General features: G+C 69.3%; 10 protein-coding genes. 5 read left to right on the forward strand and 5 right to left on the reverse strand.

All coding sequences use genetic code 11. The features are described from left to right. Window positions 1-14: 14 nt before the first annotated feature. Window positions 15-1,238 (reverse strand): lipase family protein, encoded by a 1,224-nt coding sequence (locus tag ACLJRM_RS05825; protein ID WP_101606969.1) that lies wholly within the window; start codon window positions 1,236-1,238, stop codon window positions 15-17. A gap of 109 nt (window positions 1,239-1,347) precedes the next feature. Between ACLJRM_RS05825 and ACLJRM_RS05830 the strand changes: the two genes are divergently transcribed. Both ACLJRM_RS05830 and ACLJRM_RS05835 read left to right on the forward strand, forming a co-directional pair. Further along, entirely contained in the window at window positions 1,348-1,959 is a 612-nt protein-coding gene (locus tag ACLJRM_RS05830; RefSeq protein ID WP_410662493.1) for a TetR/AcrR family transcriptional regulator, read from the forward strand. Window positions 1,960-1,995: 36 nt separating this feature from the next. Beyond that, entirely contained in the window at window positions 1,996-2,355 is a 360-nt protein-coding gene (locus ACLJRM_RS05835) for a VOC family protein (RefSeq protein ID WP_101606967.1), read from the forward strand. 466 nt (window positions 2,356-2,821) lie between these two features. Here ACLJRM_RS05835 and ACLJRM_RS05840 read toward each other — a convergent pair whose 3' ends face one another. Further along, on the reverse strand, window positions 2,822-3,022 hold the full coding sequence (locus ACLJRM_RS05840) for a hypothetical protein (RefSeq protein WP_101606966.1): 201 nt from the start codon (window positions 3,020-3,022) through the stop codon (window positions 2,822-2,824). Between the two features lie 149 nt (window positions 3,023-3,171). On the opposite strand from ACLJRM_RS05840, the gene ACLJRM_RS05845 reads away from it, so the two are divergent. Then, window positions 3,172-3,651, forward strand: coding sequence for a GNAT family N-acetyltransferase (locus ACLJRM_RS05845; RefSeq protein WP_410662494.1), 480 nt, complete (start codon window positions 3,172-3,174; stop codon window positions 3,649-3,651). Here the strand turns inward: ACLJRM_RS05845 and ACLJRM_RS05850 are convergent. After that, the gene (locus tag ACLJRM_RS05850) at window positions 3,576-4,511 is read right to left on the reverse strand and encodes a DMT family transporter (RefSeq protein WP_101606965.1); all 936 of its coding nucleotides are present in this window, start codon (window positions 4,509-4,511) and stop codon (window positions 3,576-3,578) included. The genes ACLJRM_RS05845 and ACLJRM_RS05850 overlap by 76 nt on opposite strands. Before the next feature lie 456 nt (window positions 4,512-4,967). Here ACLJRM_RS05850 and ACLJRM_RS05855 point away from each other — a divergent pair, with 456 nt between their 5' ends. Then, window positions 4,968-7,250, forward strand: coding sequence for a tetratricopeptide repeat protein (locus ACLJRM_RS05855; protein WP_410662495.1), 2,283 nt, complete (start codon window positions 4,968-4,970; stop codon window positions 7,248-7,250). Here the strand turns inward: ACLJRM_RS05855 and ACLJRM_RS05860 are convergent. Next, window positions 7,247-8,467, reverse strand: a complete 1,221-nt coding sequence (locus tag ACLJRM_RS05860) for a cytochrome P450 family protein (RefSeq protein WP_410662496.1) — start codon at window positions 8,465-8,467, stop codon at window positions 7,247-7,249. The two genes, ACLJRM_RS05855 and ACLJRM_RS05860, sit on opposite strands and share 4 nt — an antisense overlap. Before the next feature lie 141 nt (window positions 8,468-8,608). Between ACLJRM_RS05860 and ACLJRM_RS05865 the strand changes: the two genes are divergently transcribed. Next, window positions 8,609-10,102, forward strand: coding sequence for a diguanylate cyclase (locus ACLJRM_RS05865; protein WP_410662497.1), 1,494 nt, complete (start codon window positions 8,609-8,611; stop codon window positions 10,100-10,102). Window positions 10,103-10,273: 171 nt separating this feature from the next. Here ACLJRM_RS05865 and ACLJRM_RS05870 read toward each other — a convergent pair whose 3' ends face one another. Then, entirely contained in the window at window positions 10,274-11,221 is a 948-nt protein-coding gene (locus tag ACLJRM_RS05870; protein WP_101606961.1) for a phosphatase PAP2 family protein, read from the reverse strand. Window positions 11,222-11,331 lie beyond the last annotated feature (110 nt).

Consider the following 11,331-nt stretch of genomic DNA (forward strand, 5'->3'; position numbering starts at 1 on the left):
GAGTATGCCGGTGATCAGCAGGAACTCGGCACCGGTTTCCCGGCGAGCCGATCGTTGACGTAGGCCAGCGCGCCGGGTGCGCCCTGGACCGCGACGGTGACGTGCTCGCCGACGGGGATCCGGTCGTACTTGATCTTCACGCCCGCCGCACAGTACTTCGCGACCAGCTTGTCGACCGGCGGGATCGGCGTCAGTTCATCGAAGATCCCTTGGTAGAAGTACGTCGGCGAACCCGGTTCGTGCCCGCCCATGACGTTCTCGGCGATCACCCGTTTCACCGCCGGGACGTCGAGCAGTTCCGGCACGGTCACGTAATCGGCCATACGACGGAACGCCTGCCCGACACTGAACTGGTCGATGCACTGCTTCCCGACCTCGGCGAACGCCGCCTTGCCGCGCGCGTTGAGCAGAGTGGCGAGGTCGATCTCCGGATACGCCCTGCTGAGTCCGACGGCCGCTCCGATGTAGACACCCGACAACGGTCCGCCGTCGATCTGCCGCGCGATGTAGCCCATGTCGGCCGGGACCCCGCCCGCCGCGACACCGGCGAACTTCAGTTCCGGCGCGTACGACGGCTGGATCTCGTTGGCCCACTGGCTCGCCAGCGCGCCACCGGAATAGCCCATCAACGCGGTCGGCGTGGCCGCGCCGTTCAGTCGCGCGGGCGCAAACCGTTGTGCCGCACGGATTCCGTCGAGGACGCCGTGCGCGGTGTTGAGCCCGGCCGTCCATTGTGAATCGGGTCCCTGGTAGTCCGCGGTGACGACGGTGTGCCCGGCCGCGAGCAGCGGCACCATCAGGGCGAGTTCCTCGGCGGGCAGGGCCAGCCCGGTCCGGAGCACGTACGACGGCGCGCAATCGGTGGTGAGACCGTCCTGCGCGGTCTGGTAGGAGACGAGTTTGCGCGGCCCCGGCGGCGGGACGAGCGGCTGCAGGACGGTCGCGACGTCGGCGATCGGCCTGCCCCGGGTGTCGGTGGACTTGTACTTGACCTGCCAGGCCCGGATCGGGAGCGGCAGGGCGAGCGCCCGGACGGTGACCGGCCGGGAGTCGAGCACGGTGCCCGGCGCGACGTCGGGGAACGGCGACGGCTGGGCGTAGAAGGGATCGTTCCGGGGATTCTGGGGGAAGTCGGCGGCACGGACGGGTGGTGCGGCGACCACCAGGGTGGCGAGGGCGACGAAGGCTGCGGCCAGGACGGCCATGGCGCGGCGCACGTCGACGGTGACTGCGAACACGGGACCTCCAACTCAATACCGAGCGGTATCGAGTTGTCTGAGTACCATATGGGCCAGATCACAGTCAATGTTCAGAACCCGAGTTCAGCGGGTTGTACCCTCCGGATCCATGGCCGCTTCCCGTCCTCCCCGCACCCGCCCGAGCCGGGCCGAAACCCGGCGGCGCGTGCTCGACGCGGCGACCGCCGTGTTCGCCCGTCAAGGCATCGCGGGAACTTCGCTCAACGACATCGCGGCCGAAGCCGGGCTCACCAAGGGCGCCGTGTACTCCAACTTCAGTGGCCGCGACGATCTGGTGCTGACCATCATGGAAGAGCACATCGTCGAGCGGATGGGCGCCGCCACCGCGGTCTTCGACGAGATCGCCGATCTGGAGGAGGCGACGGCCGAGGCGGGTGCCCGGTTGCTGAGCGGAATCGGCACCGACGCCACCTGGCATCGGCTGCTGCTGGAGTACTGGGGCCTGGCGATGCGGGATCCGGCGATCCACGCGGGTTTCGCGGAACGCCGGGCCCGGCTGCGGGAGGCCATCACCCGCGCGATCCGCAAGGCCGCCGGGGCTCACTCGGTGGAACTGCCGATCCCGGCCGAACAACTCGCGGTGGTGATCCTCGCGCTGTCGAACGGCCTCGCCGTCGAGCGCGGAGTGGACGCCGGCGCGGTCCCCGAAACACTCTTCACCGACGTCCTGCGACTCTTGATCACGCCTCGCCCCGCCTGATCGGCGAATCTCGCTTTCCCGTGGCACCGTGGTTTCATGCGAACCCGGATGCTCGCCGTCACCGTCGACTGCCGCGAGGCCGAAGCGCTGGCCGCGTTCTGGAAGGAAGCGCTCGGTTACCCCGAAACGTCCCGGTGGACGGACGGGCACGGGGTGACCTACGTCGAACTGAAGGGCCCGGACGTCCTGAGTCTGCTCTTCCAGCCGGTGCCCGAGGAGAAATCGGGCAAGAACCGGCTGCACCTCGACCTCGCCTCCAACGAACTCGAGCAACGCGAAGAGGTCGCCCGGCTCGTTTCGCTCGGCGCCAAGGTCGTCGACGACCCCGAGTCGGATCCCTGGGTCGTCATGGCCGATCCGGAAGGCAACGAGTTCTGCGTGCTGCCCCGGCACTGAGACGGGTCGGTCGGGGTGGTCGTGGGTGGGCATTCGAGTTATTGAGCGGCGAGGCAAAGGCGGCGTGTTCGCGGGCCGGGCCGGCGACGGGATGAAGGCGTCCTTCGCCGCGTCCGATGCCGAGCGGCCGTGTCACGAAAGCCACTTTCGGGACGTCTGATGTCCCGAAAGTGGCTTTCGCGACGCCCCGGGAGGCTGGCGTGGCCCTCACTGTGGCGTTGTGGCTGAACCCAAGGTGAGCGAAAGCGTGACTCGCGTGATTGAAGACGGATCACGCGTGATCAGACGCCGAACTCCGTGAACGTCGCCCGATCACACGAGATCCGGCTCCAAGCACACGTGATCCGTCTCTGATCACACGTGATCGCCGCCCGAACACACGTGAACGCCCATCCCGCCCGAACACGCCACTTTTGACCTTCCTCAATAACCCGAATCCCCACTCACGGCCCCCGGCGCCGAAGCCTCAGGCGGCTTCGTCCTCGGACCGGGTCGCGGGCTCGGAGTGCAGCCCCAGCATCTCCAGCAGCATCCGGCAGTCCGTCGCGTCCCGGGCGTTCGCGACGACCGCCTCGGTCGCCTTGCGCAGCACCGCCGCGCGCACGGCGGTCGCCCCGCCGTCGACCAGTTCCGTGGCCGGGCGCAGTTCCTCGTACAGGTTCCCCATGACCCACCTCCACCTTCCCCTTAGTGATACCCGATCCCGGCTGAGATGTCCGCCTGTCTTCGTGCGGTCCTGGCCGCGCCTCCCTAGACTGGCGCCACTCGAACGAGCGGACGGAGCGGGAACTGACCACCGAGTTGCACGGGGAGATCGTGATCCTGACCCCGGTCACCGAAGCCCACGTCCCGGACCTGCGGCGGATTCGCGGCACGGCCGAGGTCAGGGCGCGCTGGGGTTCGGTCGAAGACTCCCCCACCTGGCCGTTCGACGATCCGACGACGACCCGCTTCACCGTCCTGGAGGACGGAGTCGTCCGGGGCTTCGTCCAGTACGGCGAGGAGGAGGATCCCATGTACCGGCACGCGTCGGTCGACCTCTTCCTCGACCCGGCGGCGCACGGCCGGGGGCTGGGCACGGACACCGTCCGCGCGATGGCCCGCCATCTGGTGCACGATCGCGGGCATCACCGGCTGGTGATCGATCCGGCCGTGGACAACGAGGCCGCGATCCGCTGCTACAAGGCCGTCGGTTTCCGGGAGGTCGGGGTCATGCGCGGCTACGAACGCGACACCGTCGGCGACGGCTGGCACGACGGACTGCTGATGGACTTGCTCGCCGAAGACCTCACGTAGCGCGTCAGCGCGACTCCGAGCAGCACCACCGCCATCCCGGCGAGCACCCGCGGGCCCAGTTCCTCCCCGAGCACGATCGCGCCCAGCGCCACCGAAACGACCGGAAGCAGGTAGCCCACGGTCGCCGCGGAGGTCGCGCCTTCGTCCTCGATGAGCCGGTAGTTGAGGTAGAAGGTGATGCCGGTGCCGAAGATTCCGAGGACGACGACGGCGATCAGCGCGGTCACGTTCAGCGGCCCGGACGGTGCCGCGTCGAACGGCAGGGCGAGCGCGCTCAACACGGTGGCGGTCAGCAACTGGGCGGCGGAGATCGCGATCGGACCGCCCTGGCCGACGAGTTTCCGTCCCATGTAAGCGAAAGCGATGGCGTAGCTGACTCCGGCGCCGAGCAGGGCCAGCGTCCCCCAGCCGAGCAGGCCGCTCTTCTGCCATGGCGCGAAGATCAGCAGGATGCCGGCGAACCCGAGGGCCAGCCCGCCCACCCGGATCACGGTGATCCGGCGTTCGGTGCCGATCCCGATGCCGATCAGCAGCGACCACAACGGAGTCGTCGCGTTCATGACCCCGGCGATACCGGAGTCCACGGTCAGTTCGCCGATGCTGAACAACGCGAACGGCAAGGCGTTGCAGAAGAAGGCGGCGACGAGGAGCCTTCCCCAGATCCGGCGGTCACGCGGGAGGCGTTGCCCGGCCCAGCGGCTCAGGACGAGAAGGACCACCGCGCCGAGCGCGCAGCGGATGACAGTGACCTGAACGGGCGGCAGCCCGGTCAGCGCAAGCTTGATCCACAGGAACCCCGATCCCCACAACAGGGCGAGAACGCCCATCCGGACCAGGGTTCCTGGCGCGCCGATGCTCACTTCGATCCTTTCGCCGGGCTGCTCGATACCTCTCCAAGCTGCCTCGGACGACTCATCAGGACAAGTGAAAAGATCTACACCGACGTTAAGCGGTTCTACATGTTCCACAAGGTCACGGCCGTGGCCGCCGGGAAAGACGGCCACGACCGGCTTGCGAGGAGATCAGTACTCGCCCGGTTGCTCGCAAGGCGGAACAAGGGCCTGCTCACATTTCGCGGTCGCGCATGATCCACCTCCCTTTCGACTGGCGCACCGGAGGGGAACGGGCGCGTTCTCGCACAGTTTGGGGGCTGTCTTCGCACGTCCGCACACCCGGTGGCCGTGTTGTGACCCATGTAATGGGAAGGTTGTCGCACGCGGAGCCATTCCGCCCAGCGGCGAATCGGCAGATGGCCCTGCCCGCCGTCGCGCCGTTGTGGCACGATCTGCCGCGGAGCAGGGAGAAAGGTGCTTCTGGTGACCGAGAATTCCGGCTCGGCCAGATCCGGGGAGACCGGGAAAGCACGCGCGGAACCGAAGCCGGTTTCGACGGCCGCACTGGCTTTCGGGCGCGCACTGCGGCAGCGGCGGCAGGCCAAAGGACTGGCACTGCGCGAACTCCAGAAACTCGCCTATGTCGACAAGAGTCTCATCAGCCGGGCCGAACGCGGCCTCACCCCGCCGAGTGCGGAATTCGCCGAAGCCTGCGATCGCGCGCTGGAGGCGGGCGGGACGCTGATCGTGCTCGCCGAAGCCGCCCGCGCGGAACCTTATGTCCACCTTCCCTCGCCACCGGCCCATTTTGTCGGCCGCGAAGAACACTTCGCCCTGCTCGACGAGAAAGTGCTCGGCGGACCGGCCCAAGTGGTCTTCGTGGCCGGACCGCCCGGGGTCGGGAAGACCGCGCTGGTGCTGAAATGGGCGAACCGGCGGCAGGAAGAGTTCGACAGCGTTCTCTGGTCGGATCTGCGCGGCTACGCGGCGGGCTCCCCCGCGCAACCCGCCGACATCCTCGACGACCTTCTCCGGTGCGTCGGCGTCCGGCCCGACCGCGTTCCCGCCGAAGAGCACATGCGACTCGCGCTCCTGCGTGGCCTGCTGCGCGGTCAGCGCACGCTCGTCGTGCTGGACAACGCCCTCGATTCGCATCAGGTGCGGCCGGTGCTGCCCGGCACCCCGGACACCACCGTCCTGATCACCAGCAGGCGACGGCTCTCCGGACTGGTCGTCGGCAGCGGCGCGGTCCAGGTTTCCTTGGAGCCGCTGGAAGATCTCGAAGCGACCCGGCTCATGGCGGACCTCATCGGCGACGAACGCGCGGCGGGCGATCCCGAAGGCGTCGGCAAGCTCGTCCAGTTGTGCGCGGCGCTGCCGCTGGCGGTGAACATCGCCGCCGAGCGGGTCGCCACGCATCCCCATCAGAGTGTCGGCGACCTCGCCCGCGAGCTCGTCGCCGAGGGCCGCCGGCTGGAGCTGCTCGCCGTCGACGACGACGCCGTCGGGGTCCGGGCCGCCTTCAGCTGGTCGTACCGCGCGCTCGAGGCCGACACCGCCCGCATGTTCCGGCTGATCGGCCTCCACCCCGGCCCGCGCTTCACCGCGGGCGCGGCGGCCGCGCTCGCCGGGCTGCCCGAACACGACGCGCGGCGGCTCGTCGACAAGCTCGTGCAGGCGCATCTCGTCCAGCAGGTCGGCGCCCGGTACTACCGGTTCCATGACCTCCTCCGTGTCTACGCCGCCGAAGAGGCCGCCGCCGAGCAATGGCGCGATGAGCGGCAGGCGGCGGTTTCCCGGCTCACCCATTGGTATCTCTACGCGGCCAACGCCGCGAGCTGGACGCTGACGCCCGCCCGTGACCACCACATCGACCTCGGTCCCGCCCCCGAAGGTGTCGAGCCGCTCCGGTTCGCCACCTTCGACGAGGCGTACATCTGGTGCGCGTCGGAGATGCCGAGCATCACCGGTGTCGCGCGACTGGCGCTGGATCACGGGCTGTACGAGATCGGCTGGCGGCTGCCGGTGGAGTTGTTCGACTACCACCTGCTCGGCAGGCCGTGGCAGACGTGGATCTCCAGCCACGACGTGGCGATCGAGTCCGCGAAGGCGGGCGGCGACCTCGGCGGGCTGGCGTGGTCGGCGATCAACCTCGCCGAGGCGCACCGGCGGCGCGGCGACCTCGACCGCGCGCACGAGCTGTTCGGGCAGGCCGTCGAGATCTCCGGCGAGATCGGCGAGAACCCGAGCCTGGGCTGGGCACTGGTCGGACTCGGCAACATCGCGCACGAGCGGGAGGACTACGCCGAGGCCGTGCGGCTCGTCGAGCAGAGCGTGGAGGTGAACACGCGGATCGGATATCAGCTCGGCGAAGCGACCGCGCGGGTCCACCTCGGCCGCGCCTACCGCGATCTCGGCGAACGCGATCTGGCGCTCGAACACGGCCTGCGCGCGTTCGACACCTACGCGAAGGACGCCGACCAGCACGGCATGGGCTTCGCGCTGGTGCCGCTCGCGCGGACTTGCCGCCGGTTCGGCGATCCGGAGCACGCGCTCGACTATTGCGAGCAGGCGTTGACCGCGTACCGGAACTGCGGCGACGTCTGGGGCCAGGCCGACGCGCTCGACGAACGCGGCTGTGCGCTGGCCGCCCAGGGTCACCGTGAAGAGGCCATGACGGTCTGGCGCGACGCGCTCCAGCTCGTCATGGATCTCGACGACCGCAAGGCGAGCGTGCTGCGCGGCAGGCTCGAAGGCAGCGCCTAAAGCTTCACGGGAAGGTTGTGCAGGCCGCGGGTGATCGCGCTCGGCCACCACACGAGCCTGTCCTCGGGCACGGTCAGCGTCATCGACGGCGCGCGGTCGAACAACGTCTCCAGGGCCGCGGACGCCTGCATCCGCGCGAGCGCGGCACCGATGCAGATATGCGGGCCGACCCCGAAGGCCAGATGCCGCACCGGCCGCTCGCCCGGGCGGAAAGCGAGCGGTTCGGGGTGGACTTCGGGGTCGCGATTGGCCGCCAGCAACGACAAGAGGATCGGGTCGCCCGCCTCCATCGGCTGCCCGGCGAGTTCCATCGGTTCGGTGACGAAGCGCCAGCTGGTGTTCTGCAGCGGGGTGTCGCGGCGCAGGACCTCCTCGATGACGAGGGTCAGATGCGCACCGTCGGCGCGGGCGCGGGCGGCTTCCTCCGGATGCGTGATGAGGGTCAGCGCGGTCGAGGCGATGAGACTGATCGTCGTCTCGTGCCCGGCGATCAGCGACAGGAAGGCCGTCGCCGCGACCTCTTCGTCGGTGAGTTTCCCGTCGGCCTCCTGCGCGAGCAGGTCGCTGATCAGATCCGCCCCCGGTTCGGCCCGTTTCCGGGCGACGACGTCGGCGAGCAGTTTGTCCAGATCGTCGGTCGCCTTGAGCATCGACGCCATGTCGGTGACGTCGCCGGCGGCGACCACCAGCGCGGGTGGGCGGACCTCGTCGAGCAGGCTGTCCGGGATGCCGATCAGCTCGCAGATCGACCGGATTCCCAGCGGGTAGGCGAAATCCTCGACGAGATCGCCTTCGCCGCGGTCGAGGATCGGGTCGAGCAGTTCGTTCGCCAGCTGATGCGTGCGGTCGCGCATGTGCTGGAGCCGCCGCGGGCCGAACGCGCCGGCACAGGCCTTGCGCAGCCGCGCGTGTTCGTCGCCCTCGACGTTGTTCATATGCCCGATGAGGGTCGGGCGATGGTCGGCGGGCAGGCCGAGATTGGCCTTGCGCCAGTGGTCCGCGGCCACGGACGGGCATTTCGACAACCGGGGGTCGGCCATCGCGGAAACGACGTCCGCGTGCCGGGTCAGCAGCCAGGTCCAGGTGTCGCCGGGTAACGGAAGCCGGAACGCCGGGGCGTTCGCACGAAGCCATTCGTAAGCGGGCGAAGGATTCCTGTCGAATTCCGGGCCGAACATCACGGGGACCGCGGCGTCGTCGTATGCGGCGTCAGGCATACGAGCCACCCTGCCAGCTTGTGGCGGTATCGCGTCCGGCGAACGCAGGCATTGGCCTGTCTCACGCGATCGTCAACGCGGTCCCCCTGTCACCCCCTTGCGGTTACCCAGCAAGATCGAAGCGGGTGCGGTGCGTAACGGATGGAGGTGACCCTCGTCAGCGAGTTGGGTAAACAGGACTCCGAGCGGCCGGCCGGTTCGCTCCGGGGTTTCGCCGACACCGTCGGCCTCGCCTCCGCCCGCGTCTGGCGGCTGCGTGGTCGTGCCTGGAACACCCTGCGGCATCCGGCGGGGTGGGAACTGTGGCGCCTTCCGCCCGCGGCGGTCTTCTGGATGCTCGGCACCGAGATCGCGGTCGCGATCTGGGCCCTCTACAGCGCCTTCAAGGTCACTGTCACGACCACGGACCTCGTCCGCTTCGGCGTGATCGCGGGCTGCACCATCTGGTATCTCCTCCAGACGCAGCATCCCGAGGAGCAGCGCCGTGCCGACGACCGGCGCGGCGAGCACATCGACCAGACCGCCGTCTGGCTGGGCAGCGCGGCCGTCCTGCTGCCGCCCACCCTCTCGCTCGCGCTGTTGCTGATGGTGCGCGTGCAGCGTTACTCCATCGCGCACAAGGCGATGACGACGTTCCTCTTCACCACCGCCGCGCACGCCGCGTCCATCCTCGGCGTGCACACGCTCACGGAACTGACGTCACTGCACACCTGGCTCGAATCGGGCATGCTCCCGCAGGGCACGGGCGACATCGCGCTCGCCGCCGTCGCGCTGGTGGGCGCCGCGCTCTGGTACTTCGCGTCGCAAACGCTCCTGATCAGCATCGCGCGTGGTCTGGCCTGGGGCGGCTGGCGGCGGCAAAAGCTGATCGGCAGCTGGGCGGACAACGCGGACTTCGTCTACGCGCTGCAGCTCGCGGCGTGCACCACGATCCTCGGCGCGGTCAACATCGCGCTGGTACCGCTGGTGATGATCGGGGTCGCGCTGCGCTCGACCCGGCTCTCGCAGGCGCTGGCGGACACGATCGCGCGCAGCCAGCGAGACCGGAAGACCGGCCTGCTGACCGAGGACTCCTTCCACGCCCCGGCCGCCTTGCGCCTGCTCGAAGACCAGACCGATCGTCGGCCGACCGCGTTCCTGATGCTGGATCTCGACCACTTCAAGCAGTGGAACGACAAGTACGGGCATTCCGGCGGCGACATCGTGCTCGGCTGTGTCAGCGCGGTGCTCCGGCAGAACACGCGGTCTCGCGATGTCGTCGGGCGGTGGGGTGGCGAGGAGTTCGCGGTGCTGCTGCCGGACACCACCTGCGAGGAGGCCGTGCGGGTCGCCGAGCGGATCCGGGAGGCGGTCGCGAAGACCGCCATCACCGGGCTGACGGAACTCGCCAGCGGCCACGCCACCAACGAACCCCGCGCGGTCGGGCCGATCCACGGATGCACCGTGTCGATCGGCGTCGGGCTCTCCCCCGAGCACTCGACGGATTACGGCGAGCTCTTCCGCGCGGCGGACTCGGCGATGTACCAAGCGAAGCGGAGCGGACGGAACCGGGTGGTCCTGGCGCCTTCACTCGCCGCGGGTCCTCCTGCGCCCCGGGCTCCCACGTCGCCGATGAGCAGAGGACTCACGTCCTGAGCTGAAGGGGCCTTTCGCCGCATCCAACGCGGCGAAAGCTCCCTTCGCGGCATCCAACGCGGCGAAAGGCCCCTTCAGCCCGCCGCACGGGAACCCCTGAAGCACCGATGTCACGTATGAGACGGGAAACGTCCCATACGTGACATTCGGGGGCACCTCGGGAAACCCGCGTCAGCGGCGGGTCACGAGGCGAGTCTCGAGCAGGTCGTCGACCACGCGGGTCTCCACACCGGCTCGCCGTTCGAACGCGGATCCGCGCAACGGCCACAGCGCGACCAGCACGACCCCCACCGCGGCCAACGCGGCCAGCACCAGCGCGGCGACGAACTGGGCGGCGCCCTCGGTCGCCGTGTGCAGCACCGCGAACCCGATCAGCACGATCCCGGTCGGCAGTATCGCGGCCAGCGCCACCAGGGCGGCGGGCGTGCGGCGCAGGTCCCGGCGCCGGGTGGTCAGCCAGGCGGCGAGGAGGCAGGCGAACGACGCTCCCAGCAGGCAGGCGCCCGCCGTGTCGCTCAGCCGGTGCCAGCCCAGCGCGATGGTCGACGACGCGACCCAGGCCACGGCGACGCCGCCGATCCCGATGATCGCCGGGCGGAATCGTTGGGGCAGAACGAAAGCGAAGGCCATCAGGATCGCCATGGCGGCGCTGACGTGTCCGCTCGGGAAACTGTTGTGCCCGGGTCCGTAACCACCGTCAGGCAGTTCGGGGCGTTCGAGGACGTACAGCTTGAGCAGCTGCGCGGCGATGAGCGGGAACACGAGGACACTCAGCGCGGGGACGAGAAGACCCGGTTTGCGCCGGATGAGCGCCAGGCCGATCAACAGGATGGCGGCGGCTCCGATCACGAGCACCATGTCCTGCTCCCGCAGCGGCCCCGCCCAGTCCATTGTGGACCACTGGCCGGACTGCGCGCTGCGGACGACGCCGTTCTCGGCGAGCTGGCCTGCCGACGTGTGCACGAACAGCACGTAGGTCACGATGAACGCGGTGGCCAGTCCCAGTCCGGTGGCGAGCTGGAACACGGCCCTGGACAGGGTGCGCCTGGTCTCCGCGTGCCGTCCCGGCAGCGGGCGGTGGGCGGGGGTCGGCTTCGCTTCGTGGGTGAGTACGGCCATGTGTCCCACTCTCCCCACGCCGTTTCGCCGTGAGGTCCGCACAATGTCATGGTTCTGCTACAAGATCGAGCCGAGTCGCACACGCGCGGCGATATCCGAATAATGGCGGC

The sequence above is a fragment of the Amycolatopsis sp. lyj-84 genome (genome assembly GCF_046549075.1).
In the GTDB taxonomy this organism is placed as follows: Bacteria; Actinomycetota; Actinomycetes; order Mycobacteriales; family Pseudonocardiaceae; genus Amycolatopsis.

Coding starts and splice junctions, on each gene's coding strand:
- ACLJRM_RS05870 (WP_101606961.1), bottom strand. CDS start 11,221: ATGGCCGTACTCACCCACGAAGCGAAGCCGACCCCCGCCCACCGCCCG.
- ACLJRM_RS05830 (WP_410662493.1), top strand. CDS start 1,348: ATGGCCGCTTCCCGTCCTCCCCGCACCCGCCCGAGCCGGGCCGAAACC.
- ACLJRM_RS05860 (WP_410662496.1), bottom strand. CDS start 8,467: ATGCCTGACGCCGCATACGACGACGCCGCGGTCCCCGTGATGTTCGGC.
- ACLJRM_RS05865 (WP_410662497.1), top strand. CDS start 8,609: ATGGAGGTGACCCTCGTCAGCGAGTTGGGTAAACAGGACTCCGAGCGG.
- ACLJRM_RS05840 (WP_101606966.1), bottom strand. CDS start 3,022: ATGGGGAACCTGTACGAGGAACTGCGCCCGGCCACGGAACTGGTCGAC.
- ACLJRM_RS05835 (WP_101606967.1), top strand. CDS start 1,996: ATGCGAACCCGGATGCTCGCCGTCACCGTCGACTGCCGCGAGGCCGAA.